Origin of the sequence: Kribbella sp. NPDC050459, from assembly GCF_040655315.1 — a bacterium.
GTDB lineage: Bacteria > Actinomycetota > Actinomycetes > Propionibacteriales > Kribbellaceae > Kribbella.
Genome location: NZ_JBFAJQ010000001.1, coordinates 1,102,215 through 1,128,844 on the forward strand (window position 1 = coordinate 1,102,215; position 26,630 = coordinate 1,128,844).

The 26,630-nt window shown below is 65.8% G+C and carries 24 protein-coding genes and 4 pseudogenes; 12 read left to right on the forward strand and 16 right to left on the reverse strand.

The features are described from left to right. Positions 1-106: 106 nt before the first annotated feature. The 9 genes and pseudogenes from AB0I12_RS05000 to AB0I12_RS05040 all read right to left on the reverse strand — a co-directional run bounded on the left by AB0I12_RS05000 (position 107) and on the right by AB0I12_RS05040 (position 12,594). Complete coding sequence (locus AB0I12_RS05000) at positions 107-721, reverse strand: hypothetical protein (protein WP_359925140.1); 615 nt, start codon at positions 719-721, stop codon at positions 107-109. A gap of 46 nt (positions 722-767) precedes the next feature. Next, positions 768-1,277 (reverse strand): annotated as a pseudogene (locus AB0I12_RS05005) (M12 family metallopeptidase); the annotation flags it as partial. Between the two features lie 55 nt (positions 1,278-1,332). Next, positions 1,333-2,802: a hypothetical protein gene (locus tag AB0I12_RS05010; protein ID WP_359924696.1), complete on the reverse strand. Its 1,470-nt coding sequence runs from the start codon at positions 2,800-2,802 to the stop codon at positions 1,333-1,335. Then, positions 2,799-3,914, reverse strand: coding sequence for a caspase family protein (locus AB0I12_RS05015; RefSeq protein ID WP_359924699.1), 1,116 nt, complete (start codon positions 3,912-3,914; stop codon positions 2,799-2,801). The genes AB0I12_RS05010 and AB0I12_RS05015 overlap by 4 nt, the downstream gene beginning before the upstream one ends. Before the next feature lie 34 nt (positions 3,915-3,948). Next, complete coding sequence (locus AB0I12_RS05020; RefSeq protein ID WP_359924701.1) at positions 3,949-5,391, reverse strand: hypothetical protein; 1,443 nt, start codon at positions 5,389-5,391, stop codon at positions 3,949-3,951. Positions 5,392-6,905: 1,514 nt separating this feature from the next. Further along, the gene (locus AB0I12_RS05025; RefSeq protein ID WP_359924703.1) at positions 6,906-7,865 is read right to left on the reverse strand and encodes an MvdC/MvdD family ATP grasp protein; all 960 of its coding nucleotides are present in this window, start codon (positions 7,863-7,865) and stop codon (positions 6,906-6,908) included. A gap of 30 nt (positions 7,866-7,895) precedes the next feature. Further along, the gene (locus AB0I12_RS05030; RefSeq protein WP_359924705.1) at positions 7,896-8,354 is read right to left on the reverse strand and encodes a hypothetical protein; all 459 of its coding nucleotides are present in this window, start codon (positions 8,352-8,354) and stop codon (positions 7,896-7,898) included. A 433-nt stretch (positions 8,355-8,787) separates the two neighbouring features. Continuing rightward, the gene (locus tag AB0I12_RS05035; RefSeq protein WP_359924708.1) at positions 8,788-10,860 is read right to left on the reverse strand and encodes a multicopper oxidase; all 2,073 of its coding nucleotides are present in this window, start codon (positions 10,858-10,860) and stop codon (positions 8,788-8,790) included. 822 nt (positions 10,861-11,682) lie between these two features. Then, a complete protein-coding gene (locus tag AB0I12_RS05040) occupies positions 11,683-12,594 on the reverse strand; it encodes a LysR substrate-binding domain-containing protein (protein ID WP_359924710.1) in 912 nt (303 codons plus the stop codon). Between the two features lie 168 nt (positions 12,595-12,762). On the opposite strand from AB0I12_RS05040, the gene AB0I12_RS05045 reads away from it, so the two are divergent. The 7 genes and pseudogenes from AB0I12_RS05045 to AB0I12_RS05075 all read left to right on the forward strand — a co-directional run bounded on the left by AB0I12_RS05045 (position 12,763) and on the right by AB0I12_RS05075 (position 16,933). Beyond that, complete coding sequence (locus AB0I12_RS05045; protein WP_359924713.1) at positions 12,763-13,548, forward strand: SDR family oxidoreductase; 786 nt, start codon at positions 12,763-12,765, stop codon at positions 13,546-13,548. 102 nt (positions 13,549-13,650) lie between these two features. Further along, a pseudogene (locus AB0I12_RS05050) lies at positions 13,651-13,749 on the forward strand (NADP oxidoreductase); the annotation flags it as partial. Between the two features lie 62 nt (positions 13,750-13,811). Beyond that, the gene (locus AB0I12_RS05055) at positions 13,812-14,240 is read left to right on the forward strand and encodes a hypothetical protein (RefSeq protein WP_359925143.1); all 429 of its coding nucleotides are present in this window, start codon (positions 13,812-13,814) and stop codon (positions 14,238-14,240) included. Positions 14,241-14,589: 349 nt separating this feature from the next. Continuing rightward, entirely contained in the window at positions 14,590-14,763 is a 174-nt protein-coding gene (locus AB0I12_RS05060; RefSeq protein ID WP_359924715.1) for a hypothetical protein, read from the forward strand. A gap of 40 nt (positions 14,764-14,803) precedes the next feature. Continuing rightward, positions 14,804-15,427: an NAD(P)-binding domain-containing protein gene (locus AB0I12_RS05065; RefSeq protein ID WP_359924718.1), complete on the forward strand. Its 624-nt coding sequence runs from the start codon at positions 14,804-14,806 to the stop codon at positions 15,425-15,427. Between the two features lie 53 nt (positions 15,428-15,480). Further along, positions 15,481-16,434, forward strand: a complete 954-nt coding sequence (locus AB0I12_RS05070; RefSeq protein ID WP_359924721.1) for an SDR family oxidoreductase — start codon at positions 15,481-15,483, stop codon at positions 16,432-16,434. 13 nt (positions 16,435-16,447) lie between these two features. Continuing rightward, positions 16,448-16,933 carry an NAD(P)-binding domain-containing protein gene (locus AB0I12_RS05075; RefSeq protein ID WP_359924724.1) on the forward strand — a complete coding sequence of 162 codons (486 nt, stop codon included), beginning with the start codon at positions 16,448-16,450 and terminating at the stop codon, positions 16,931-16,933. An 11-nt stretch (positions 16,934-16,944) separates the two neighbouring features. Here the strand turns inward: AB0I12_RS05075 and AB0I12_RS05080 are convergent, their stop codons facing one another. The 3 genes from AB0I12_RS05080 to AB0I12_RS05090 all read right to left on the reverse strand — a co-directional run bounded on the left by AB0I12_RS05080 (position 16,945) and on the right by AB0I12_RS05090 (position 20,046). After that, a complete protein-coding gene (locus AB0I12_RS05080) occupies positions 16,945-17,112 on the reverse strand; it encodes a hypothetical protein (RefSeq protein ID WP_359924726.1) in 168 nt (55 codons plus the stop codon). Between the two features lie 4 nt (positions 17,113-17,116). After that, the gene (locus AB0I12_RS05085) at positions 17,117-18,970 is read right to left on the reverse strand and encodes an FAD-dependent oxidoreductase (protein ID WP_359924729.1); all 1,854 of its coding nucleotides are present in this window, start codon (positions 18,968-18,970) and stop codon (positions 17,117-17,119) included. 500 nt (positions 18,971-19,470) lie between these two features. Next, positions 19,471-20,046, reverse strand: a complete 576-nt coding sequence (locus AB0I12_RS05090; RefSeq protein ID WP_359924731.1) for a helix-turn-helix domain-containing protein — start codon at positions 20,044-20,046, stop codon at positions 19,471-19,473. Between the two features lie 74 nt (positions 20,047-20,120). Here AB0I12_RS05090 and AB0I12_RS05095 point away from each other — a divergent pair, with 74 nt between their 5' ends. From AB0I12_RS05095 to AB0I12_RS05110, 4 genes are all read left to right on the forward strand, one after another. Continuing rightward, on the forward strand, positions 20,121-20,288 hold the full coding sequence (locus tag AB0I12_RS05095) for a hypothetical protein (protein ID WP_359924734.1): 168 nt from the start codon (positions 20,121-20,123) through the stop codon (positions 20,286-20,288). A gap of 578 nt (positions 20,289-20,866) precedes the next feature. Continuing rightward, positions 20,867-21,349 (forward strand): hypothetical protein, encoded by a 483-nt coding sequence (locus AB0I12_RS05100; protein WP_359924736.1) that lies wholly within the window; start codon positions 20,867-20,869, stop codon positions 21,347-21,349. 158 nt (positions 21,350-21,507) lie between these two features. Continuing rightward, complete coding sequence (gene ctaD, locus AB0I12_RS05105; RefSeq protein WP_359924738.1) at positions 21,508-23,199, forward strand: cytochrome c oxidase subunit I; 1,692 nt, start codon at positions 21,508-21,510, stop codon at positions 23,197-23,199. Positions 23,200-23,233: 34 nt separating this feature from the next. Continuing rightward, the gene (locus tag AB0I12_RS05110) at positions 23,234-23,500 is read left to right on the forward strand and encodes a hypothetical protein (protein WP_359925146.1); all 267 of its coding nucleotides are present in this window, start codon (positions 23,234-23,236) and stop codon (positions 23,498-23,500) included. A 255-nt stretch (positions 23,501-23,755) separates the two neighbouring features. Here the strand turns inward: AB0I12_RS05110 and AB0I12_RS05115 are convergent. Beyond that, positions 23,756-23,890 (reverse strand): annotated as a pseudogene (locus AB0I12_RS05115) (transcriptional regulator); the annotation flags it as partial. 163 nt (positions 23,891-24,053) lie between these two features. Between AB0I12_RS05115 and AB0I12_RS05120 the strand changes: the two are divergent. Continuing rightward, on the forward strand, positions 24,054-25,289 hold the full coding sequence (locus AB0I12_RS05120; protein WP_359924741.1) for an FAD-dependent oxidoreductase: 1,236 nt from the start codon (positions 24,054-24,056) through the stop codon (positions 25,287-25,289). Between the two features lie 240 nt (positions 25,290-25,529). On the opposite strand, the gene AB0I12_RS05125 is transcribed toward AB0I12_RS05120, so the two are convergent. The 3 genes and pseudogenes from AB0I12_RS05125 to fdxA all read right to left on the reverse strand — a co-directional run bounded on the left by AB0I12_RS05125 (position 25,530) and on the right by fdxA (position 26,569). Further along, positions 25,530-25,970 (reverse strand): hypothetical protein, encoded by a 441-nt coding sequence (locus AB0I12_RS05125; protein ID WP_359925149.1) that lies wholly within the window; start codon positions 25,968-25,970, stop codon positions 25,530-25,532. A gap of 102 nt (positions 25,971-26,072) precedes the next feature. Continuing rightward, positions 26,073-26,237, reverse strand: a pseudogene (locus tag AB0I12_RS05130) (helix-turn-helix domain-containing protein); the annotation flags it as partial. A 5-nt stretch (positions 26,238-26,242) separates the two neighbouring features. After that, a complete protein-coding gene (gene fdxA, locus AB0I12_RS05135) occupies positions 26,243-26,569 on the reverse strand; it encodes a ferredoxin (protein WP_359924744.1) in 327 nt (108 codons plus the stop codon). Positions 26,570-26,630 lie beyond the last annotated feature (61 nt).

Sequence of the window (26,630 nt, forward strand, 5' to 3'; positions counted from 1 at the left end):
GGCCGCCAGTGTCCATCTTAGGTTGCCGCCGGCAATGCTACCGCGCACCCAGTTAAGGCCGCCGTGAAAGTGGAACAGCACGTCGGCTCTGCCGGCCTCGGTGAAGTCACCGATCCAGAATGGGCGCCCGTCGTTGATCCCGTGCCCAGCCCACGCGTTTCCCGACGAAGGTCCATACCAACTGCTTTCCTCCGGGTCCGGCGTGAGCGGACGACAGGGTCGCCATCCTCGCGTTCGTTGCGGATATGTGCTGGTTTAGCGCAGTGATCTGCTGGTTGACCTCTCGGGTCTCCGCCAGGTCGACAGGGCTCTTAGGGTCGAGGCCAGACTTGGTTGCCTGGAGGGTTGCGATATCCCTGCGGCTGGTAAAGATCTGGCTGCGCAGCTGCGCGCACTCGGCGTTCTCGCTCGCCACCTCGCTTATCGAACCGAGCCACCAGTTGTCGTCGCTGGGCGAGTAGAACATGATGTCGGCCTTCCCGTTTCCGGCAAAATCACCAGCCCAGAGCGGTCGTCCATCAGCGATGTCACCGAAATTGGCGGTGCTGCCGATGTCGCGGAAGGTCCATGTGTTCGTGCCCGCAGTGATATACCAGCGGCGCTTGGCCGGCGAGTAGTACAGAAGGTTGGTCTCGGGGTGGGCCGCGGAACCGGCCGCACCATGAGTTCCGGGCGCGTGGGTACACGTTGCCGCACATCCAGGCGACCGTCCCACGGTCACCGATGCTCAGGTGGTTGCGTTGCCCAAGCGAGAGACCCGCCGGTAACGCCGTCTTCGGAACGATCGTGGTTGTTGGGTTGCCAGTCGTGTCCAGTTTTCCGAACGCCGTTGCGCCGTCGCGCATGACGGAGTCGAAGTCGTATGGGCCGATGTCGTCGCCATCGCTGATGTGCTGATTGAACTGGCTGCTCTTGCCGGGCGGAATGTTGTTCCACCTTATTGTGATGAACGCGTCGCGGTCCTCCCGTGACTGTTCGTGCCATACCGGCGGCGTGACCAGTCTCGTGTATGACCTGGCCAGCAACGCAACCGCCGGTCTCGAGGTGACCCTGCTGACCTGCAGGCTGGAAGCTGGTAAGGTCCTGGCACCGGACCGGCGAGTGGACGAGCTTGACCGTGAACGTCCCGCGCCAATCAGGGCGGTCCTGATGTCGTCACTGCCATGCAGTTCGCCTGGGCCGGCACCGCCCGCCCTGGCGTCGTCTGCATCTGGCGGTAGTTCTGCCCATGGCGCCGCGCCACTTTGCTCAGTCGTGACAGTTCGTCTCTTCTCCATTCACCGGCTGGCGCCACCACGGTTCGCAAGAGCTCCGACAATGCACAGCGCGGGGTCAGATGTTGATGTTGTAGGCGGTCCGGGCATAGTCGACCGCTGGGTCGGATGCCACACTTGGTGTGTCACCGCCCTGAGCCTCCAAGCGCGGGCGTCCGGGTTGCCCTGTAGAGCCCCTGCCGATCACCATCCCGGCCAGCGTGCGGCCCTTCTCCGCCTCTGTGTCCTTCTCTTGCGTTGCTTGGTCTGCGCGTTTCTCGGCGCTGTCTGCGCGCTGGCGGTTGACCTCTGCGCCGAAGACCCATCCGACCGCGGTAAAGGCGATGGCCTCGAAGGCCCCGAAGACATAGACCAACCGCGCCCACTGGTCTGGGTTGGAGGAATCCGCTCTGGTGATGAGCAGGATGGCGCCCGCGATGAAGATGGCGGTGACGACTGCGGCAAAGATCATCTTGGCTCGGTCCATTGTTGCCAATCTCCTCAACGTGTCCTTGAATCCTGCGATGGTGCGGCCCGTCGCCGGCCGGCTGGGTATGGACAGCGGGCGTCGTGAACCCGGGGGGACGGGTGTATCCGGATCTCTGCAGGTGTAGGTGGTGACGGGCCGGGTGAAGTCGACGGCAACTGCAAATCTGCTCAAGTACGTCAGTGCAGCGACGAGACGGGTGTCGTTCGGCCAGACACCGGTGTACAGCCGGAGTCGGTCTGCTGCCAGGGACACACCTGTGCTGAAGACCGGAAGACCTCGTGCTGGAAGTTCGCAGAGTTCTGCCATCGCGTCCGCATGTTGACCGCGCCGGGCAAGAAGTTCCGCGTGAATCACCGCACCGTCGGATAGCCAGGGAAACCAGTCAAGCAGGTTCTGCGTCCAGTCGTGCAGCCGATCTAGTTGGCTCATCCGCAGCAGGGCATACCCTCCTGCTGCCGCCGCGATCGGATCTGTGCGTTTGCCGCCGAGCAGGTCTTCGGCAGAGAGCGCTTGTGAGGTCGAGAGGACCTCGGCGCGTCCGAATTCGCCGGCATCGAGCGAGCGGAGCAGATTGTCGGCCTCCACGTTCAGGAGACGGACGTCAAGCTCTGGGCGACCATCGCCGTTCTTGCCGAGTTCGACCGTGAGGAAGCGCCAAGCCTTTGCCGGGGCTCGTACACATTCTGAGCGCAGCCTCCAGGTGCGGAGAACGACGGCGTTTGCGCAGCGAGTGATCTGCGGTTTGCTGATGCGGCGTACCACCGCAGCAATGGCCAGAACGACTGCCGCCAACACGACTGCCGCCCGGGCCGGGTGCGAGTCTCTCGGTGACGGTGGTTGCAGGCCCACAACCTGGACCTTCGCGTCTGAAAGCACCTCGAACCTGGCGTGCACCTCACGACCTGCTTCGTCTCGCGCGATCGCGAGGTATGAGCCGGTGCTCAAGTCCATCGAATCTTCCGAGCTGAGAACATGTCCGACAAGCGTGAGGTCGTCGGTGTAGACGTCGATCGGAACGACTTGATTTCGGTGACCGACCTCGAACCGTACGGCGGTCACGACAGCTCACCCTTCCATGGGAACAAGGGCGGGACTACGGCCCACTCTTCATCGGGGATGGCGGCGTTCGACGGCTGGCAGGTCAGGCGGTACATACCGGCCGGCCAGCGGCCCTCGAAGGGGTTGGGGTGAAGCGGGGACGGCACTGCCATCGCCGCCCCGTCCATCGTGCGATGCACCGCCAGCGAGATCCTGTTCGCGGCTCGTGCTGGCGAGAGCTCCATCCGTACCCGGACCTCCGGCGTTCCGTCGACGCGCGCGATCCGGGTGTTCGGTCGTGGCATTTGCCCGCCGTCCCAGATCTCCTGCGTTCCTTCTTCCTCGACCAATTGTTGAAGTCCGCGCAGCAACGTGCCGGTCGTCACCCACCATTCGCGCGAACCGGCTCGCTTCTCGCCAGCCCCGCCCTGCAGGCATTCCAGCAGGGCGCGTCCCATGATCGTGCTCTGCTGGCTGATCGAGTAGGCATTGGTTCCCGGCAGCGCACCGTAGTACAGCGGCGCATTGCGGAGATCGACGTCCGAGAGCTCGATGGCAAAGATCTCCTGCGCAGTCAGGATCTCGAAGTTGTCGAACTCACTCGGAAAACCACGGCACGCGTCCACAAACCACAACTGGTTCATAGCCATGTCGGGCCGAGCTGCTGTCGGAGCCATTCCGCGGAAGAGGTTCTGCAGATCGACGGCCTTGGCGAGTGGATTCCCGAGCTCGCTGTCGGCGAAGTCCTCCATCAGCAGCACCGCATCCCGACGCGTGCGCTGGACGCCGTGGCCGGCGAAGTAGAAGAACGCGACGTTGTCAGGGTCGCTGCATACCTCCTCGCGCCATAGCAGCGCCTGCGCCCGCATTTGCTCGAGGGTCGCAGGAAGGTGGTCCCGCTGCCGGGTGAGTACGTCGAGCTCCCCAGGGCTCGGCGAGAGCAGGAGCCGACAGCCGCGGTACGGAGCGGCCAGGCGCCCGTCGGCTTCCTCGAGCCAGTCGGCGATGCGGTGTGCGGTCAACGCGGCGGCGCTCAACTGGCCCATGCGGTACGTTCTGCGGGCGGGTGCGGTCCCGCCGTCCAGGTGCGGGTACGCGCTCACGCCGATGATCAGCGCATATAAGCCACCCATTCGGTTCCCTCGCTGCGTCGTACTGGTGGATTGGTCACAGGGCGTGGGTCAGGGTGCGTTTAACCCAGTCAAGCTTCTCGTCGCCCCAGCGGAGGACATCGAGGGTGGGCGTGATGGTTTGGGGTGGGCGCTGGACCAAGCTGTCGAGGAGCAGGAGGCGGTCGAAGTCGACGGTGACCGGGTCAGGGCGCGCATGACCGGTTGGGCTGGCGAACTGAACGCCGGCGAGGCGCATGATGTTGATCGTCTCTTGGGCGAGGATGCCGTAGCAGACCGTTGTCGGGTGTACTCCGTCTAGCGAGAACAGTCCGCCCGACGCCCGGCCACCCTGGCCATGGCCAGTGAGGAATCGGGAGTCGATTGGTGGTGCCAATGACTTGAGCTGCGGAGGCAGCGGGTAAGGCGTCCACCACGGCGGGCGCGCGTTCGCGTCCTCGATGTACCGGCGGGCCGCCATCCGATCGAGGAGGCCGGCGGTGTCAAGCAGGTACCAGTCCCGCGCGGTACCGTCCACGCCTTGCCGTGCATCCAGTACCGCCCGCTCGATGGCCTCGTTGTAGAGGTCGATAGCCATGTCGACAGCGAATGCTTCCTGCCCAGTGATGTTCTTGTCCTCGTGCGGATCGAACTCGGACTCCTTGATCCACGGTCGGGTGTAGTACGGGAAGTATGGTGACTTTTCCGCGACCTTCCGCCCTATTCCTCGAGTGATAGGCGGAATTGTGACGTGAGGTACTGCGCAAAGAATCACGTGCCGCGCCTTGATTGTCTTGATCGCGGCAACAATCTCGGCGAGCTCATGGCGGAAGTGGTCCGGCCGCCACACCGTATATTCTTCCTTCTCCCTCAGGTCTTGATAATTCTCGCCGCTCCACCTGACCTGCAGTTGCGTCACGCATTTCAGTGCATTGTTCGCGCCGAGGAACACGATAAGGGTCTCGATACCACATTCGCTCGAGGCGTCGGGCTCTGCCCCGAGTTCGGCAGCAGCGTCGAACAGCGACATCGCCTTCGTCTCGTCCGACCAGTGCGGATAGACCGACATGGCGGCCCGGTCGTTGTTGTTCTGGACGATCTGGTTGATCAGGTCGTCCTTCGGTGTTGTGATCCGCGCTGCGCAAGTCTCGAACGTCTGGCTCAATGCATCGCGCAGGTCCCAGCCGTAGACAGCGAGCGCGTGGTTATAGGCGCTGGTCATCGGCGGCCGGCCGCCAGGTCCACGCTCCCAGTAATCTTCGACACGGTCCATGAATCCTCTGGCGGCGAACAGCGCAAGAGCGATTTCCCACGGGCTGAATGTCGAGCCGAACTTGGTCTCGAGCTGCCTCAGGAGGAGCTCCATGTTCAGCGGGAGGCCTCCGTACCCCAGGTAGCGCGGATAGCGGTACCTGTCGAGCCAGCCGAGCTCATACGCAATGATCGCCGGGTAGGAGATATCGGTGTTGAATACAGCCCCGCTCTGGAAACCGTGCGTCAACGAGTCACCGATCGCGACCAGCCGGTGCCTTGGTATGCCTCGACGTGGCGGCAGATCAGGACTTGGAACGTTGAGCCGTGGATCGGAAGCCGGCGCGCGGGCAGGTCGCTCTGCACGGTCCTTCACCTCATCCGGCGCATCGCCGGGTACTGCGAACGCCTCTCGACCCGGCATTTGGCTCCCCCCTCGTGCCGCGGTATTTTGAGGGTGATCCTGAGATACGCGGCTGTCAACAGCTGGGAAATTCTTCCTGCGCGCCAGTTGTCCGGGTTCGGGGTTGCCGAGGCGGCGTGATCGACCCGATGACAACCACCTATCTTGACCCAATCACACAACAGCACCGACCTGGGGCAGACCTGCAGCGCATCAGAGTACTCGCCAGCGTTTCCAGCCTTAGTCGTTTGCTGCTTTGAGACACTGCCGCGGCCCGATGTGGTCAACAATGGTGCCGGCCGGGGCGCCGCGGCGCGAGACAGCACGGCTGTTACTGAGGAATCCAAGCTCGTGGCTGAGGCCCCGCGATGATCATGGACAGATGAAGGAGCAGGCTGCGAAAGCATTCCCGACAAAGTCCTCCCGCCCTCGGGTCAAGTGACTCACGGAGGCATCGTCGTGGCAGTTATCGCCAGAATGCTGCTGCTCTGAAGTCGAGCGGTGAATCAACTTGGTCGGTTCGCGACACATCTTCTATCGTCTCTGCCGGCCGCGCGGTCCCATGCGACCAGGTGTGCGCAAGATCAGCGGCGCGATGGCTGTGGTGGCTCCTGGCCGAGCCAGACGCGGTCGCGGAGCGGGATGCCGTCGACATGCATCATTTCGGGGTATCCGTTCGCGGCGTCGAACGCGCCGCGCTCGACGTTCAGGATCCGGAATCCCCTTCGCTGGTAGAACTGTAGGTTGTCGATGTCCGCGCCGGCGGTTGCACGAGTTGCCGGACACCCCGGAAGGCATCGAGGCCGCCCGCTGCTGACGACAATCCGCTCCGTGTGCTTGGCTGCTTCGATCGCCGCCTCGACCTGCGCCCGACCGATGCTGGTGTCGCGGCGGCTGCCGATGACGCCCTGCTCTTCAGTTCGAGCGTCGATGCGTCGGTTGTTGTCGCCAGTGGCAGGTGGCCGACGATTCCGCCGCTGTCCACGGCCACGAGTACGTCGCCAAGGTCGAGGTACGCGTCTAGACTCTCGACTTGGCTGACGACAGTTAACGGATCGCTTGCTCGGCCCGCGCCAGCATGCGGAGCACCTCGGTCATACTGGCTATGAGGTGAGACTTTCTGTAGCTCGGTCGCGGGGTGTTCTCGCCGGTCTTCGGGTTGCAGGGGCGGCTCGTCGGCAGGACACGATCTGCTACCGGTGTAACGCTCGCACGTTGGTGCCAGGGTCTGCGATGGCAGTCGCGCATCATCCGCAGATCTACCTTCGAGAGGATGCGCTTACTCCGCGCATCATCGCCGCCGCTCATTTGCCCGCTGTGCACAGCTGCCGACAAGCATCCGGAGTGATCAGGCGGGGACGTTACGGACCGACTCGGGTTGGTTTGCCGCTGAGGAGGTGGGCGATCAGGGCTGCGGTGATGGGCTGGCCGGAGGAGCGTTCGACGTAGAGGAACTGGCCCGCTGGGTTGACCTCGAAGAACACGTACTGGCCACCCGCAGTGAGTCGTAGGTCGATGGCGCCGTACTCCAGGCCGAGCGCCCGCATGAGGCGGAAGATCGCGATGACCACCTCGTCGGGCAGTGTGTGCGGCTGGTAACCGATTCCTGGGTTGAAGCGGATGTCGACGGCGTAGCCCGCCTCGTCCAGCACAGCGGCTGCCGCGAACAGTTCGTCGCCGATCACCGTGACGCGCAAGTCGGCGACGCCTTCGATCAACTCCTGGAAGAGGACCGGGGCCAGGTGAACGGCTTCGATGCCCGAGACGTCCTCGGGCAGGAGCATCCGGGTTTCGCGCCAGGCGGTACGAGTCTGGCGGAACGGCTTGTACACGACGTTTCCCGAGTGAGCGTCCCAGAACGAGCGAGCCTCTTCGGGGTCGTTCGTGATCAAGGTGTCGGGGATGGTGAGTCCCGCGGATCGCGCGGTGGCCAGTTGCCAGGGTTTGTGAGCGGCCGCAGCGTCGTTGACCGGATGGTTGACCCACAGGCAGGTGGTGGCCTGCCAGATGCCGGCCGCCGCGGTCGCGGTTTCACTCGCGGCGAAGTGGCGCATGGCGGCGTCGGTGATCTCGGCAGCGATCCGGTACGGCTGCGGACGTCGCCACCAGACAGCGCGGACCTCCGCGAGATCGACGATCGCGCCGTCCGGAAACCGCAGCTCGAACCGCGGATTGCGGTTCCGGGGATAGCGGGCGGTCAGCGCGAGGTGCTGCGGAAACGACGACAGGTCGAGGAGACGGCACGGCGCGCCCTGCTCGGCGAGCTTGGCCAGGACCTCTTCGGCATGGCCGTCGCCGGGCGCCGAGCTGACGAGAATCATCGAACCGCCGCGGCCGGCCCGCAGCTCGGCTCAGAAGGGGAGCGTTTGGTCGATCGGCGCGTCGAAGAACTCATCCGTGTCGCCGTCTCCCCACACGTCCTTGATGAACGCCGTCTCCACGTCGAGGATCGCGGCGCTCAGCTCGGCCTTCCGGAGTTGGGCCCGGATCGAAGCCGCCGACGCGCGGTGCGGAGTCGCCATCACGAAGGGCACCGCGCCGGACGTACGCGCCCGGCGTGCGGCGGCGTCGCGCAGCCGCGTGGCGTCCAGGGTGATCCGGGTCAGGCCGCCGTCCAGCGGCTCGAACTCGAGGACTGCTTCGACGTCCAGCTCGGCGGTCCCCGACTCCGGGGACCTGAAGACGAACTTGCTGTCGTCCGTCGATCGCCGTACTTCGCCGGTCAGGACGATCTTCGCCGACGCATCCTGTGCCGGCGGCGCGTCCTTGAGGTATTCGGCGAACGACCGACCGGAATTGTCCGTGCTCATCGCTCCATCCCCTCCCGCCAGAGCCATGACCTCGACCTGACTACAGCGTGCACCGGCGTACGGCGCTTGTCCACAGATGGGGCTACGCATCGGTGTCCTTGAAGCAGAGGACCGCGAGGTTGCTCCAGTTGAAAAGATCTGATTTCCAGTGTCGAGGCGTGTGATCGAGACCTGTTGCGCCAGGTGGAGGCCGAGAGCATCGACCGCGCCGTCGCCGGAGTCGACAGAGCGGCGCAGTAGATGTCGGAGTCGATTCGCCCGACTGTTGCATCCAAGCACCGCCGCTCGTCGTGCCGGCCGCCATCGCCGCAGCTCTGACAGTTGCCGCAAGCACCAGATTCGAAAGACGCGACCTCGACATGTCCTGAAATCCGAAACCGGTCCCTGCCGCTTGCCCAACGACCGCGCCGCACGGTCGTTGGGCGCGGCGCGGTCAGTCGGGCTGGCCGGGTTGTGGCGGGCCGATGCGGTAGGGGCGCATCATCTCGTTGTCTTCGTGCTCGACGATGTGGCAGTGCCACACGAACTGTCCGGGTGTGGTGAATCGGAGCCGCAGCCTGGTGACCTGGCCGGGCAGGGCGGTGACGGTGTCCTTCACGCCGGTCTCCCAGGATTCCGGCGGGAGTGGTACGGATCCTGGAGCGATCTGGACGGCGCCGGTGTCGTCGTCGGACAGGATGTCTTGGCGGTTCACGACCTCGAAGGCGACTTCGTGGATGTGCATGGGGTGTGCGTCGGCGGTGGTGTTGTAGATCTCCCAGATCTCGGTGGCGCCGAGGGCCGGGTTCTCGGTCACGTCATCCATCCACAGCTTCTTCACCGTGAAGCCGCTCTGGACGATCCCGAGTAGTGCCTCGACGGGTCCTTCGACCTCCTCCTCGGCCTCGTTCAGGCCGACGTCGGCCTCCTCGATCAGCGCCAGTTGCCGCGTGACGGTGGCCGTCGGCAGACGTGTGATGGACGGTAGCCGCAGGAACCGCGGCGGCGTGGTGGGGTCAGGTGCGGCCGCCGGCACGACGCGGAACTGCAGAACCTGCCCGGTCGAGTCCGGATCGGCGGGCTCGAAGTCGGCGCCGGAGAGACCGCCGCCGTACGGCTCGTCGGGCCCTACGTTGCCGAGCATGTAGTTGCCGGCCGGAACGTTGGTGAAGTCGACGATCAGGTCGGCACGCTCGGCCAATGCCATCAGCAGTTGGTTGTTGTTGGTAGCGGTCAGGTTCACCGGCGCGGCCAGGAAGCCGCCCTCGTTGCCGATCGCCCACACCTCGACACCAGGAATCTGGCTGAAGTCGAGGATCAGGAACCGCGACTGACAGCCGTTGAGGAACCTGAACCGGTAGCGCCGCTTCTCGACGGTCTGGAACGGCCAGGTGTTGCCGTTGACCATGATCATGTTGCCGAAGAACTCGGGGTTCCAGATCGGTGAGAAGGGACCGTCGGGGATGTACGGGTCGACCAGCTCGTCGAAGAACCTGCGAGTGTCTGGATAGAACAGCGAACCGTCGGTGTTGAACGCGCGATCCTGGATCGCGATCGGGATCTCGTAGTAGGTCTTGTTGGACGGGAACTTGTCGCCCTCGATCGGCGCCGGCCCCGGGAGCACCGCGACCGTACCGGTCCGGCTGTCCAGCACCGTCTTGTCGCCGGCCGGACCGCCGCGAAGGATGAAGAACCCCGCCGGTCCGGCGTACACGTTCAGTCTCGTCATGCCGAGCGTGTGGTCGTGGTACCAAATCGTCGAGGCTCGGTTCAGGTTCGGGTACTGGAAGGTCGCGAAGCCCGGGCCCCAGGTGACTCCGTAGCTGGACTTCGCCTTGCCGGCGAAGAATTCGTACCAGGTACCGGTCTTCGCGAAGCCCCCGACGTCGGCCGCGGCGGGCAGGTACCACGCCTCGGCGTACCCGTCGCTGTCGTCGGCCACCCCGACCGCACCGTGCACATGCGTCACAGTCGGAACCGGGCCTGTGTACCTGCCTGGCGTCGGCTGACCGGTGAAGTCCGGCCGGCTGTCCCTGTCCGCGACACCGCCCGGCGGGTTCGCCCAATGCAGCGTCGGATCGACCGGCAACAGATGCGGCAGGAAGTTGCCGGCAGCGTCGACGAGGTCGTTGATCCACTTCACCCGCACCGGCCGGTTCACGCTCGCCTCGATCGTCAGCGACGGCGCGTGATGGATCAGCAGGCCACGACTGCTCGCGGCCTTGACCGCGCCGTACCCCCAAACGATCGTGCTCGGCAACGGCGCCGGCAGTATCTGCTGGGAGATCTGCCTCATCGAGATCTCGTAGTAATCCACCGGCTTGCCGCCTGGTGAGGTCAGCGTGCCGGCGCGCGGCATCACTGGCGGTATCAGCAGTGCGCTCCGGTACTTCGGCACGTCAGCCGGACTTAACGTGCCTCCCGGGATCTGGGCCATGGCCCGGATCCCACCCCCGGGCAGGTAGGTGTACAGCGCGAACCCAACCGCGGTGCCACCCACTGCCTTGATGAACATGCGCCGACTCATCGGCAACACCGAACGCGTGCGATCCTCCATCGCACTCACCCCCAACAAGAACCCCCACGCGTCGCCTGCCGGTGTGCGGCGCAACCCCGCTTCCTGCGAATCTGTCATTTCGTCTCAGGAGCAAGTGGTTTGCGACTCAACTGACGGCATGACGAAGCAGCGATGCCCGCAGCGCGAGCGTCTTGGCGCTCTCAGAGCGTCTTCCCCCAGCGCCTGTCCGTGACCCCTGCGGAACAACGTATGCCGGCCGCGGCCAACGGATCGCTTCCGAATTTACGTGCGGCGCCGGGGTCATACAAGACACCTACGGCAGCCGACGTCGCCGGCCTGCCGGCGGGGATTCCGTGGGGTGCGCTAGGTCTTGCTGGGAGTGAGGTCAGCGTGTTCGAACGTGCGGGCTACGACGATGTCGGTGGAGGAGTGGGCCAGGATCGAGACGACGATGGTGAGGGCGACGAGGTGGAAGACCTCGTCGGGGGGGGGGGGGGCCGACTGGGAGGCGTGTGTGAGTTCTCATCGATCGCCGTCCTCTTACACTGGCTCAGATGCTAAGAGGTGCATCGAAGAGGTTGCGCTACAAGTCGATCAGACCGATGGGCGCGACGCTCAGTGGGCGCTGGCAACGATGCATCTCCAACTGGTCACCGATCCTTCTCGGCCGACGTCGTTCTACATGGGCAGCGCCGGCTCGATCACGTCACCGCGTGCGACCAGTGCCCGGCTGAGACGCGGTCAACAAGCCAAGCCAGAATGTTGCATCAGGCCGGATCACCGGGCATGCGGGTACTGGAGGTGGGGATCCGGCTGTTGTCAGCCAGCTGCTCAACCGCGCTTTGAAGCGGTGTCGTTCGCAAGCTGCCACATTTCATAGTTCCCGCATTCTGCGGTGATCTCAGCGGTGGCCTGAGCCGCGGCGAAGAAGTTGGCGGCCAGCGGCGAGGTGCGCGACGCCGCCATCGCGACGAATACCTGGTCGGGCGCCAGGTCCGCGACGAGCACGTAGCTGATGTCCGGGCGTGAGAAGAACACGGTCTCCGAACGCCCCACGAACGAGATGCCACGGCCGGCCGCGACGTGCTCAAGCTTCTCCTCCACCCCGCGCACCCGGAGCCCGGAGTCGGGGTGCGGGCGCCTGGTGGGCTGCGTGCTCGCGTCGGCATGCCAGATCAGCGGCTCGCCGGCCAGGTCGGCCTCGGTGACCTCATCCTTGCCGGCCAGTCGGTGATCGGTGGGCAGCGCCACCATGAGGGGTTCGGTGTAGAGCGGCGTCAGGCGCAGGCCGGCCTCCTCGATGGGCAGCCGCACATAGCCGACGTCGACGCGGCCGTCGAGCAGCATCGGGGCCTGGTCGTCCCACTCCATTCGTTGCACGTCCACGACTACGTCCGGATGCTGGGCCTCGAACACCCGCGCCGCCGGGATGACCGGGATGCCGGCCCGAAAGCCGACCACCAGCCGCTGGCCGCCGCGTCCTGCGACGGACACCCGGCGCCGGACCGCGTGCGCGGACGCGAGCAGCGGACCGGCGTCGTCCAGCAACTGTCGGCCCGCGTCGGTCAGCGTGACGCCGTGGCTGTCCCTGGTGAACAGGGACGCGCCGAGATCCTGTTCCAGCGCGCGGATCTGCCGGCTGAGCGCGGGCTGCGCGATGTGCAGCTCGTCGGCGGCGCGGCCGAAGTGAAGCCGCTCGGCGACGGCGACGAAGTAGCGCAGCTTCCGCAGGTCCAAATCCATGGGGCCTCCCGGTCCGGCAATGCCTCGAGGGTATCACCACGACCGAAACAGGTCTTGGACACTCGCTCAGGCCAGTGGCATTGTTCAAGGGCGGGGAGAAATCGGTACAAGAATTCGGGAGCGGTATTTGATAGCAGGGGTCCGGCGTCAAGATGAGCACGTCAAGAATTGGGCCTCTCCGTTTCCGTTTCGGAAATTCATCAATTCAGAGGAGTGACCGTGGGAAAGCTCGATGGCAAGGTCGCGGTGGTCACCGGTGGATCCACCGGCTTGGCATTGGCCGGGGCCAAGCTGTTCGTCGAGGAAGGAGCGTATGTCTTCATCCAGGCCCGGCGGCAGGAAGCGCTGGACGACGCCGTGAAGCTGATCGGCCGCAACGTCACCGCCGTCCAGGGTGACGCCGCCGATCTGGACGACCTGGACCGCTTGTTCGACACCGTGCAGCGGGAGAAGGGCTCGATCGACGTGCTGTGGGCCAGCGCCGGGGTGGGTGAACCCGCCGTACTCGGCGAAATCACCGAGGAACAGTTCGAACGCTCCTTCTCGCTCAACGCGCGCGGCACCCTGTTCACCGTGCAGAAGGCGCTGCCGTTGGTCAACGACCACGGCTCGATCTTCATGACCGGTTCCAACGCGTCTCTTGGCGCGTTCCCGGGCTGGAGTCTCTACGCGGGAAGCAAAGCCGTCCAGCAGGCCTGGGCCCGCGTCTGGCTCAACGAGCTGCGGGACCGCAAGATCCGCGTGAACGTCCTGACTCCCGGCCAGGTCGGCACGGCCAAGCAGGAAGAGCTGTTCGACGAGGCAACAAGGGCCGCATTCGAGTCCCTCATCCCCCGCGGAACGATGGGTCGTCCCGAGGAGATCGCCAGCATCGCCCTCTTCCTTGCCTCCGACGACTCCAGCTACGTCAACGGCCTGGAACTGGTCGCCGACGGCGGCACCACCGCCATCTGAACCACACACGAACGAGTCCGAGCGGCGCCTGGAGAACAGGCGCCCTGAGCAAGGAAGAGAGTGCAGCTCATGAGCAGCATCACGGTCATCGGTGCGGGGAACATGGCCCGTACCATCGGCACTCGCGCGCTGGCGGGCGGCAACACCGTCGAAATCATGGCGCGCGATCAGTCCAAGGCCGATGCCCTGGCCAAGGTTCTGGGCGGCGGCACCACGGCAGGTAAGTGGGGTGCCGTCCCGGCCGGGGACATCGTCATCACGCCGTGCTGTACGCCGGTGTTGTTTCGGCCGTCGCCGAGTATGGAGACGCCCTCGCGGGCAAGATCATCGTCGACATCAGCAACCCCTTCAACGCCACGTTCGACGGACTGGCCCACAGTGAGCCGACCTCGATCGCGGAGGAGGTCGCCAAGATCGCTCCGGCAAGTGCCATGGTGTTCAAGGCCTTCAACACCATCTTCCGTAGCGTCCTGGAGGAGGGCCGGCCTGACGTTTTCTTCGCCGGCGACAACCCGCAGGCCAAGGAGGACGTGGCGGCGTTCATCGAGAGCCTCGGACTGCGCCCGTTGGACGTCGGCGGCCTGAAAATGGCGCACTGGCTGGAAGGAGCGGGTGTGCTCACGGTAGGCCTGGCGGGCAATGGCGTCGGCCACGGGAATTTCGCCCTGGGTGTCAACGAATTCACGGGCTGACCTCCCGGGCTGAGAATTCGGTGAACAGAGCGCCGTGCGCTCTGACGGTTGATGGACCGCCACCAACTCGCAGACGTCGGAAATCAACAGTGGCGAAAAACTTCGCCTGCGGAGGCGCATCGCAATGCAACTCGGTTTCATGATTCCCCTTGTCGGGCCCTCCGTTGGTGACGCCTCCGCCGTGAGCGCTTTCGTCCGCGGCCTCGAGGACCTCGGCTAGCTCGGGGGCGAAGGGCCGGCGCCCGCCGCGTCGGTCAGCAGTCAGGACGAGGGTGCCGGCCGCCTGTGGTCGATCGCGCGTCGAGCGGCGGAGGACGCCGGCCGCGATCCCGACGCACTGAAGACGGCCATGCGGATCAACCTCGAGCCGGGCGCGTCCGTCGACTCGGTCGCGGACCAGCTGAAGCGGTACGCCGACTCGGGTGTTGATGAGGCGTACTTCGATGCCTTCGCAATGTTCACCAGTCTTGACCAGTTGCTCGACTTCGCAGGCCAGGTGATCGCGCGTACCGGTCGGCTGTGACCACCGAAGACACGACCATTGAAGGAAGAGAGCACTCACCATGAGCAGCATCAGTTTCATCGGAGTGGGTGGCATGGCCCACGCCATCGCCGCACGCGCGGTCACGGGCGGCCACTCGATCGAACTCATCGGCCGCGACCCGGCCAACGCCAAGGGCCTGGCTGCCGAACTCGGCGTCGAGGCCACGGTGGGCACATTCGGCACCGTACCCGCCGGCGACATCGTCGTCCTGGCCGTGCCGTACACCAGCGCGGTGCCGGTCGTCGCCCACTACGGGGATGCCCTGGCCGGCAAGGTCATCATCGACATCTCCAACACCTTCAACGCCGATGCCACCGCGCTGGTCGTCCCTGATGGCACGTCCGGTGCGCAAGAGATCGCCAAGGCGGCCCCGGCGAGCGCGCACGTCGTGAAGGCGTTCAACACGGTCTTCGGCCACGTCTTGGTCAAGGATCGTCCGCTGGACGTGCTCTTCGCCGGAGATGACCTGCAGGCCAAGGCGAGCGTGTCGGCGTTCATCGAGAGCCTCGGACTGCGTCCCCTCGATGTCGGCGGCCTCGAGATGGCTCGCTGGCTGGAAGGGGTCGGGCCACTGCTGATGGGCCTGGCCCGCAACGGCGCGGGGACCTTCGACGTCGCCCTGAGCGTCGACTTCCCCGGCTGAGCGCACTCCGCACCGCCACATCACTCACGCCGCATCACTGACAAGGAGCAAACGTGCACGTCTTCGTCACTGGCGGGACCGGCCATTCCGGTTCGCACATCATCCCCGAGCTCGTCGCCGCCGGGCACCAGGTCACCGGCCTGGCCCGGTCGGACACGGCCGCCAGGGTGCTGTCCGCGCTTGGCGCGAAGGTGCGCCGCGGCGACCTCCAGGACCTCGACGGGCTCAAGGCGGCGGCGGCGGATTCCGACGGCGTCATCCACGTCGCGCACCGGCAAGACCTGCTTCCGTCCGGCGGGATCGACGCGGTGGCCGCCGCGGAGCTCCCGATCATGCTCGCGTACGGCGAGGCGCTCGCGGGAACCGGGAAGCCGCTGGTCGCGGCGGGGAGCATCGGCTCGCCCGGGCAGTTGTTGGGCCGGCCGGCCACCGAGGACGACCCAGCCCTTCCTGTCGGCGATGAGCACAAGGGCACCCTGCGGGCGCGCAACGTCGTGGAAACCGCCGTCATCGGGCTCGCCGAGCGGGGAGTGCGGTCGTCGATCGTGCGGATTGCCAATATCGCGCACGACACGACTGATCGTGCCGGCTTCCTGCCCACACTGATCGCGCTCGCGAAGGACAAGGGCTTCGCCGGCTACCCCGGAGACGGCACGAACCTGTGGAACGCCGTACACGTCCGCGACCTCGCCTCCTTGTTCCGTCTGGCGCTGGAGAAAGGCCCGGCCGGCAAGTACTGGCACGCTGTGGAGGACGGGGGCATTCCGGTCCGCGAGATCGCCGAGGCCATCGGCAGCCGCCTGAGCCTGCCCGTCGTGAGCGTACCCCTGGACGAACTGATGCTGCCGGGCTACTTCGGGTTCCTCACGAACGTCATCACGCAGAACTACCCGGCGTCCAACGCCATCACCCGACGGACCCTCGGCTGGGAACCCGCTCAGCCCGGCCTGCTTGTCGATCTGGACAACGGTCACTACTTCCCGTCGACCGACGTCCCCGCCATCTGAGGCCAGGGACCTCATGGCAACCGGAGCCATCGCGCGGCTTGCCGTCGAGGCCGGCCGCCAGGTCGTGCTCAGCAACTCGCGCGGTCCCGAGACGGTCGCGGACACGGTCGCGGAGTTGGGGCCGCGGGTGTCCGCGGCGACGCGCGAGGAAGCCGCGGCGGCCGGTGACATCGTCGTGGTCACGGTGCCGGTCGCGGCGTTTCCCGACGTCCCCGCCGCGCCGCCGGCGGGGACGACGGTCATCGACACGTGCAACTACGGCCTCGATCGTGACGGGCACATCCCCGAGTTCGACGGCACGTCGCTCACCTCGAGCGAGTTGCTGCTGCGGTACGTCGCTCGGCTATCCGCTGCAGCAGCCCACGGTGAGGTACGACGACTGGCAGCGTCGCGAGCTGACAATCGTCGGAACCCTGGCCTGGACTCCGGCAACAGCCGCCACACCAAGAACCTCGTCAGCCCGCTTGGCCGGCCGGTTATCGACGAGCCGCGCCGATGACCGGCCGACGCTCACCAGTTCGCCGGCGGATCGCTGGCTGGAAACGAGTCGACGCCCCAAACTTCGACGATGTCCCGGGACGCGCGTTCCTGCGGCACCAGCACCGTCTTCTGCGACGGCGTCGGTGTGCCGGCGTCGAGATCGCCTGCGGATACTTGCGGCGGTAGTAGATCAATCATTTCGTCAGACCCCCTTGGCAAGCTCGACGTGCGGTCGACGAGCGGCATCTCGCCCGGCGAGGTGGCCGAAGACGAGGCCCAGTGAGATGGTGCCTCCGGCGCCTCCGTAAAAGCCCTTCGTGGGTGCGCCGCCTGCGTTGCCGGCGGCATACAGGCCAGGAATGACCCTTCCATCCGTGTCCAGCGCGCGCCCGAGTGCGTCCGTCTTCGGACCGCCTACGGTGCCGAGCGCGCTGGCCTCGACTTCGAGCGCGTAGTACGGCGCGGTGTCCACCGGGCCCAGCACGCTCGATTTCGGGCTGTTCAGCACGGGCCGGATGATCCTCGCCAGCGGCCCCACCAGGATCGAACGCACGCGGTCGGGATCGTCCTTCTTCGCCACTCGGCCGGCGAGCTTGCTGACGATCGGCCCGATCGCCGCGGCGATGCGCGTCCGTACCTTCGCGGTGGCGGCGGGGAACCGTACGTCCGGCGAATACTTACCCAGCCTGGGATAGAAGGCGCCGAAGTAGCGGTCGAACACCGTGTCGCCGCGGTTGAACTGCGGGTCCCGAGCGTGAGCGGCCTCGGGATTGAAGCGGTCGACCGTGCGAAGCAGCCCCACCTCGTCGACGCCGATCTCGGCCGCGAGTTCCGAGAGGGTATCGGCCCGGTAGAGATAGTCGGGCACGTCTCCGCCAGGTGGGACGCCGAAGATCCCGAATTTCGTCCAGTAGGTCTGGTCGAAGATCAGCCAGGCGGTGGCGTTCGGCATGGTCCCGGTCTCGCTGTCGACCTCGCGCATGATCTTGCCGAGTTGGTCGTACGGAAGGGCTTCGTTCGCGAAGCGCTCACCCTTGCTGTTGACCATGATGCTGTGCGGCAGCGCACGCTCACCCAGGAACACTCGACTGAGCGGGCGACCCTCCAGTTCCTCACCGGGCAGCTGGACGCCGGGCATCCACCACGCGTCCTCCACGCCGGTCAGATCGGCGCCCACTTCCTGAGCCAGTTGCACCGCGATGCCGTCGTGGCCTTCGGGAGAAACTTGTACGCCGAGGGGCGCGCCGAGGTAGGTCGTGGTGACATCGGGCGAACTCTCGAACCCGCCGCTGGCCAGGATGACGCCCCTGGTGGCGCGCACTGGGTGCTCGACACCGTCGGACCGGATCACGACGCCCTGCACGGCCGGTCCGTCCGTGATGAGCCGGACCGCGGGCGCCTCGACGCGTACGTCGACTCCATGACGCAGGCCGGCCTCGAGCAAGGCTCCTACCAACGCCGGGCCGGCGAGCCAGACGTCCTTGATGCCGATGCCACCCAATAACCAGAAGGGGAGCGGGTTCTTCGCCATGCCCGTCGTCAGGGCCGGTCGTACGTACTTCGCGGCGTCGCCGAGTCCGGCGGGGGAGTAGGGGCCGGGAAAGAGTGCCCGCCCGACGGAAGCGCCGTCGATGTCGGAACGGTAGTCCGGCCAGATCGTCGGGATCCACCCGAAGGAGGTGTGCTCTTCGATGAACCGGGCGACCTCAGGGCCGGTGTGCAGGAACTGCTCCACCAGGTCGTGATCAAGAATCTTGTCTCGGCCCTCGCCGTAGATGTAGCGCCGGGCCTGGTCCAGGTCGTCGGTCACCTTGAGGTCCGCGGTGGAGAAGCCATGGTTGGGGATCCACGCCGCGCCGGCCGAAATACCGGTGGCGCCACCGACGAGTTCCCGGGACTCCACAACGATGACTCGAGCCCCCTCTTTCGCGGCAGTGAGGGCCGCCATCAGCCCGGCCCCGCCCGAGCCGACGATTGCCACGTCCACCTCGTCGGGAATGCCGAGCTGGGTCACGCTGCCGATAGAGCCGCGCTGCTGAGTCGAACTGTCAACCATGAGGTCCTCCACGATCCGTTGCGGTCCGGCCATCCCACTCGCGGGAAGGCATCCGTGCCCCGGGGCGCCCTCGCTCCGAAGCTTTTCGATACATAGGCTGTAGCGAAAAGCTTCGGGAACTTATTCCCGATCGGCTGCGACCGGCGTCAGATCGAGCTGGACTCGAATCGGGAGATGACCGTGGATCAGACCAGGAGGCTCGTTGCTTTCCTCGGCCATGGCAACCCGATGAACGCGCTGCAGACGAACCGCTACACCGAGGCCTGGCGAGTTTCGGGGTGTCGGCTGACGACGAGCCGTTGGATCTGCTGGTCGACGGACATACCGCCGGCTCGATCTCGATGGCTGCCTGCACCCTCGGGCTGGACTGTGAAGCAATCCTCGTGCTGCTCCTCGGCGCGACCGTGGTGTTCCTGATGGTCCGCGTCGCTGCGCGAGCGTACCGGGACAAGCCGGAGGTCTGGCGCGGCCAGGCGTTCTTGAGTGGCAGGCCCCGTGGCTCAGTTGTTGACGACCGCTGGAGCCAGAAGGGCTACGGCGCGGTCCATCCAGCCTTTGCGCGGCGAGCCGAATCTGAGGACCTCTGCGAGGTAGGCGCCGACGAGAACGCCGAGGACCGTGTCGGGATCGGTCGTCGGCTGCAGGCGTCTAGCCTTGATGTCGACGTTCATCAGGTCGGCGAGCGAGCTCAATCGGCCGGCCAGTCGTGACCTGACGGCCGTCGTGAACTCGGGGTCGCTGTCGGCGATGATCGCGGCGGTCGCGCCCGGTCCGAGCCGGTTCTCCAGGATGTCGCTGACCTGGTCCATGACCCATCGCAACTTCTCGTCGACTGGAAGATCGGGCGCCAGAGGCCCCGGGTCGATGAGGTGCTCCAGGATCGCGTGCAGCATCTCGTCCCGGCTGCGGTAACGGCGGTAGATCGTCGTCCGGGCGACACCGGAGCGGGCCGCGACGGAATCGATGTTCACCGCGGCCGGTCCCTTCAGGCGGAGCAGTTCGCGCGCCGCCTGGAAGATGCGCTCGTCCGTCGACTCGAGCCGGGGCCGGCCGCGATTGCTCGTGGTCTGGGGCATGGGGTCCAGTCTGCCGGGAATGGAAGTGCTAGCAATTACGCTACATCATATGTATCGGAAATGGAGGAGCAAGCATGAACACGATGTCGTTCGGTGCCCTCGAGCTGGCACTGCTGATCGTCGTCGCGGTGGCAGTGCCCGTGATCTTCGCCGGAGGTATCGGGCTCGCGTACCGGGCGCAGGAGCGTGCCTCGGCCAAGAAGAACGCGGACCGCGCACGAACATCTTCTGAGGAGGAATGACCTGGACAAGATCGTTGTCGGTATCGACGGAAGTGAGACCGCTCAGCAGGCGCTCGAATAGGCGGTCGCCGAAGCCAGGTTGCGCGGCGCCGGCTGCTCGGGGTGACGGTTGTCATCACGACGATCCGAGTTGCCGCACGCGAGTACCGGCTCAAAGAGGAAGCATTGGCCAAACAATCCCGCGTCCCCGTTAGCCGATCGACCACCGACAGGTCGCAGCACGAGCCTTGGCCACCGCCTGGCTAGCGCGCACGGCTGGATTCATCGAACCCTGCCGGACGGTGCACCGAGGGAGACCCAGCTCTCTCGCTAGCCGCACTCCGTCCGAGGCACCGTCACGACCAAGGCTCTACTCAGAAACTATGTCGTACTGCGATAGAAACCAAGGTCATGCGTGTCGCGCAGGAGTGCCCCAGTAGCCCGGTCCTTGAGATTGCCGATACACGGCAACGATCGAGCGCGGCGTTCGCCGATCGGGTACATGTTCCGCCCACGGGCGAGTCGGCATCGTTGGAACCGTCCGGACATGGAGACGCGGGTATCGCGGCTCCGCGATCCGTGCCGACAAGGAGGTTTCGATGACCGACCTGGATCAGGTGAGACCAACAGGGGCACCGTATGAGGCGGCCCCCGTCGACCTGCAGTGGTATCGCCACGAGCTGGAGCAGCAGCGGCGATTTCGTCTCGATCAGGTGACTCACCTTGCGTACGACGCGCTGGCAGTCTCCGACGATGCCCTGAGTGAGGTGACGGCGACGCTGATGAGAGCGGCCAGAGCCGCCCTGGCAGATGTCGACGCCGCGCTCTTCCGGCTCGCGATCGGCCGCTTCGGGAATTGCCAACGCTGTGGGCGCGTGATCCCGGAGGACGTGCTGCGTGCCGTCCCGGCGGTCAGCCTCTGCCCACGATGCCAACTGTCCGAGGGATCGGCGTATCCCGTCCTGCGGGCCCGGCGTACAGGTACGGTCCGACCGACCTCGCCGTCGGGGCCGCCGCGCGACATCGTCGAGGTGTGGGGCGAGGACTCGTTTCCCGCCAGCGACCCGCCGGCGAACTGGTGAGCCGGCCGGTGGGAACCACGCAGACCGGTGACGGCGACCCGATCCAGGAGCAGTTGACACATGTCGGTGCCCACCAGGACCGTCCCTGGTCAGTGACGGCCAGGGAGGGGTCTGGCGAAGGCGCGGCATTACCTCGCCGTCCGCTGGGCCGTGCATTGGTGAGGATCCTCACGACCACCGATCACAAGGTGATCGGGCACATGTACCTGGTCACGTCGTTCGCGTTCTTCCTGATCGGCGGCGTGATGGCATTGATCATTCGCGCCGAGCTGGCCAAGCCGGGCCTGCAGATCGTGAACGAAGAGGTCTACAACCAGCTCTTCACCATGCACGGCACGATCATGCTGCTGCTGTTCGTGACGCCGCTGTTCGTCGGCTTCGCCAACGTGATCATGCCGATCCAGATCGGCGCCCCGGACGTCGCGTTCCCACGGCTGAACATGTTCAGCTACTGGCTGTTCCTGTTCGGCGGACTCATCGCATTCAGCGGCTTCTTCACCCCGGGCGGCGCGGCGAGCTTCGGCTGGACCGGCTACGCGCCGCTGTCGAACGCGGTCCGTTCGCCGGGCATCGGCGGGGACCTGTGGATCATGGGCCTGTGGATAGCGGGCCTGGGCACGATCCTCGGTGCGGTCAACTTCATCACCACGATCATCACCATGCGCGCACCCGGCATGACGATGTTCCGGATGCCGATCTTCACCTGGAACACATTCATCACGTCGATGATGGTGCTCGTCGCGTTCCCGATCCTGGCCGGCGCGCTGCTGATGCTGGAGGCGGATCGGGCCCTAGGCGCCCATGTGTTCGATGCCGCGAACGGTGGACCGATCCTTTGGCAACACCTGTTCTGGTTCTTCGGGCATCCAGAGGTGTACATCATCGCGCTGCCGTTCTTCGGCATCGTGACCGAGATCCTGCCGGTCTTCAGCCGCAAATCCGTGTTCGGCTACCTCGGTCTGGTCGGTGCCACGCTGGCCATCGCCGCGTTGTCGATGGCAGTGTGGGCGCACCACATGTTCGCCACTGGTGCGGTCAGCCTGCCGTTCTTCTCGTTCATGTCGTTTTTGATCGCGGTCCCGACCGGTGTGAAGTTCTTCAACTGGATCGGCACGATCTGGGGCGGCTCGGTCTCGTTCGAGACGCCGATGCTGTGGTCGCTCGGGTTCATGACCACGTTCCTCTTCGGTGGCCTGACCGGCGTCATTCTGGCCTCACCGACATTGGACTTCCAGGTCACCGACACCTATTTCGTCGTTGCGCACTTCCACTACGTCGTGTTCGGCACGGTGGTGTTCGCGATGTTCGCCGGGTTCTATTTCTGGTGGCCGAAGTTCACCGGGCGGATGTTGGACGAGCGGTTGGGCAAGCTGCACTTCTGGCTGCTGTTCGTGGGTTTCCACACCACGTTCCTGGTGCAGCACTGGCTGGGCGTCGAGGGCATGCCGCGGCGCTACGCGTCGTACGGCGCCAACGAGGGCTTCACCACCCTCAACCAGGTGTCCAGCGTCGGCGCCTTCATCCTCGGCGCCTCGACCCTGCCGTTCCTCTACAACATCCACAAATCGCGCAAGACACCGCCGGTCGGCGTCGACGACCCATGGGGCTGGGGCCGCTCGCTGGAGTGGGCGACCAGTTGCCCGCCACCCCGCCACAACTTCGAGAAGCTGCCACGCATCCGCTCCGACAGCCCGGCGTTCGACAAGCATCATCCGCTGGTCGCGCTGGCGGAGTACCCGGACAACCGGGCCGGCAACGACAACCTTCTGAATGCAGGTGAGGACGGTGGTGGCGTAGGGCATCTCGACGAGACCACCGACAGCAAGGCCGAGGAAGAAGACGCGACGTGAGCCACTCGGAAGTCGGCTCGATGCGTACACAGCTGTGGCCTGGTCCGGGCTTGAGCTCGGCCCGCAACTGCCTGGCGTTGAGCCCTTCCAGGAGCCCGTCGAGCAGGCAGAGGTTCATCTGGCAGACCAGGTCGGTGTGGTCCTGGGCGAGCGTCTGGAAGGGGCGGTTGCCAGGCACGATCGCGTTGCCCTCGACGCGAGGCTCGAAGCCTTGCTCTTCGAGGATGCGCATCACGGCGTCGGAGTCAGCTTCCGCGCGGGTGGGACTCGGGGCACCGGCGGCGAGTTCGTTGCCGAGTAGCCGGGCGCGCCGCTCAAGGGCAGTTCGCGGGGGTTCTCCGCTGGTCTCGGCGTCCTGGATAGCCGCCGCCAGCAGGTCTCCCGCGAGGCGGTAGCGATGCTCGGGCAGGGACACCTCGACCTGCCGCTCCGATCGACAGTAGAGCTTCGACGGCCGGCCCGCACCCGGGCCCGATCGGCCGGTCCGGCGCTCGTACACCACATCGAGCAAGCCCTCGGCGGCGAGCCGGTCGAGATGGAACGCCGCGGTGGCGCGGGGCAGCTCGAGCGCGGTCGCCGCTTCGTCCCGAGTCACCGCGGCAGTCTGGCGTACGACGTGGTCGTACAGGCGCCGCCGCGTTGGCTCGTCCAACGTTGCGACAGCTGAGATCCGGGCCGCTTTGTCGTCCACACACCGACTCTAAAGCTAACTCTCGTTGACGAAAACCTCGTTCGCTTCTAAAGTCAAAACATCTCATCTTTAGAGAGATGGAGGGCCATGCTCGCGCTGGCCCGCCTCGCGGTCAGGTACGCCCCGGCACGGCACAGCTCCTAGCGGGAGTGGAAAGGTCATCATGAGCAACGAACCCACCTACGTCATCGTCGGGGCGAGCCTGGCCGGAGCGACAGCGGCTCAGGCGCTGCGGGAGCAGGGTTTCACCGGACGGATCGTCCTGATCGGTGACGAGACCGACCTGCCGTACGAGCGGCCGCCGCTGTCGAAGGGCTATCTGCTGGGCACCGATGAGCGAGCGAAGATCTTTGTCCACGAGGAGTCCTGGTACGCCGAACATTCGGTGGAACTGCTGCTCGGCCGGCGCGTGACTTCACTGAACCGCCCCAACCGCCAGGTGGAGCTCGATACCGGCGAGCGGATCGGCTACGCGAAGTTGTTGTTGGCAACAGGCTCGTCTCCCCGCCGCCTTCAGGTGCCGGGCGCCGATCTCGAGGGGGTGCACTACCTGCGCCGGGTCGAGGATTCCGACCGGTTGCGTGAGACGATCCGCACCGGTGGCCGCATCGTCGTCGTGGGCGGCGGCTGGATCGGCCTGGAGACGGCCGCTGCGGCCCGTGAGTCCGGCTGTGATGTGACCGTGATCGATCCGCAGCGGGAACCGCTGCGCGCGGCCCTCGGACGTGAGATGGGCGCGTTTTTCGCTGGGCTGCACCTGCGCCACGGTGTCGATCTGCGGCTGAGTCAGGGTGTCACCGAGCTGTGGGGAACGGGCCACGTACGTGGAGTCCGGACCCAGGACGGCAGTGAGTTCGGGGCCGATGCGGTCATCGTGGGGATTGGCGCGGTGCCGAACACCGAGCTTGCGGAGCGGGCTGGGCTGAGCTGCGACAACGGAATCGTCGTCGACGAGATGCTGTGCACCCAGGACTCCGACATCTACGCCGTGGGCGATGTCGCGAACTCGTATCGTCCCTTCTATGGCGGGCACATTCGGAGCGAACACTGGGCCAATGCGTTGCACGGTGCACCCGTCGCGGCCCGGGCAATGCTTGGCCAGCGGGTCGCGTACGACAAGCTTCCGTACTTCTTCACCGACCAGTACGACGTCGGGATGGAGTTCACCGGCTGGCTCGGGCCGGACGGGTACGACCGCCTCGTCACCCGCGGCGATATCGCCGGGCACGCATTTCACGCGTTCTGGCTGGCCGGCGACCGGGTCGTGGCAGGGATGCAGGTCAACTTGTGGGACGACGGGATCGGGCCTGTCGAGGAACTGATCCGCGGCCGGCACCGGGTCGATCCGGACCAGCTCGCGGACGTGTCGGTTCCCTTGGCCGCACACGTCGTGGTCTAGCGGCGGATCACACCGCGAGGAGGTAGGTTCCGAGTGCCGCCAGTGTGAGTACCTTGCCTGCTTCGAGACCGACGGTAGTACAGATGCACGCTCGAGCGGGGTGCGTGCCGACCGGCCAGGATCCGGTCGGTACCTGGCGATCTTGTCAGAGGTCTCGGCGCCGACCGGGACTTCGATCGTCGGACCTGCGGGGATGCGCGCCCGGCACTGGGGGCGTGGTGCCGACCCTGGTCAGGTACATCAGGTGCTCCTCTGCTCGCGTTGATGCGGGCGGGTACCCACGTTCGGTCGGCGGCTGGGGGAGAGGTGCACGATGCAGGCGTCGGGCTCGGCGAACGGTTCCAATCGTGTCGCCTCGATCGGTGCGTGGATCTCGGCAAGTGCGCCTCGCATCAGTCCCAGATGCAGCGGACACAACGTGGTGGAGTACTCCTCCGCGAGTTCCAGGAAGGGGCAGTGCCGCAGTCTGATGCGCCCGGCCGGCTCGCCGTCGGGTTCCGGAGCGAATCCCAGGTCGGTCATCATCGCGTTCAGTCGCTGGGTGGCCTCGGCGATGTCAGGCTGACGGGGCGGGGGGATCTGCTCGACGAGATAGCCACCCCAGTTGCGGCCGGCGGTCTCAGCCGCGGCGCCGGCATCGGGTGCTGTGGACAGCTGACCGAGCAGGATCTTGGCCAGCAACTGGTACTGACGCCGACCTCCGCGGTCCATTCCTGGATGTGGTGTGTGCACGGTGCGGGGCCGGCCCCGACCGGTCGGCTCCTCGAGCCGGCGGTCGACCAGTCCCTCCGCTACGAGCGCGTCAAGGTGGAACCGGACCGTATTGGGGTGGATGCCGAGCCGTTCAGCGAGTTCGGTGACACCCAACGGTGCCCCAGAGCTTCGGAGGGCTTCGAGCAATGCCTGTCGGCGCGGCTGGTCGCCGGACGCCTGGTCAGTCCTGGTCATGGAGGTCAGCTTGCCTGCTCCTGCGGCGGAAGCGCCGCAACGAGGGGGTGGTCGTGTGCGATCACGCCCAGCTTCGAGGCGCCGCCGGGAGAGCCGAGATCATCGAAGAATCCCGCGTTGGCGGTCTGGTACTCCTTCCACTGCTCGGGCAGATCGTCTTCATAGAAGATCGCCTCGACCGGGCACACCGGTTCGCAGGCGCCGCAGTCGACGCACTCCTCGGGATGGATGTACAGCGATCGCCCACCTTCGTAGATGCAGTCGACCGGGCACTCCTCGACGCAGGCGCGGTCCTTGAGGTCTACACACGGCAGCGCGATCACGTAGGTCACAGCGAACTCCCTCACAGAGGCTTGTAATTAATACAAATAGCACATGTAATAATTATTGAAA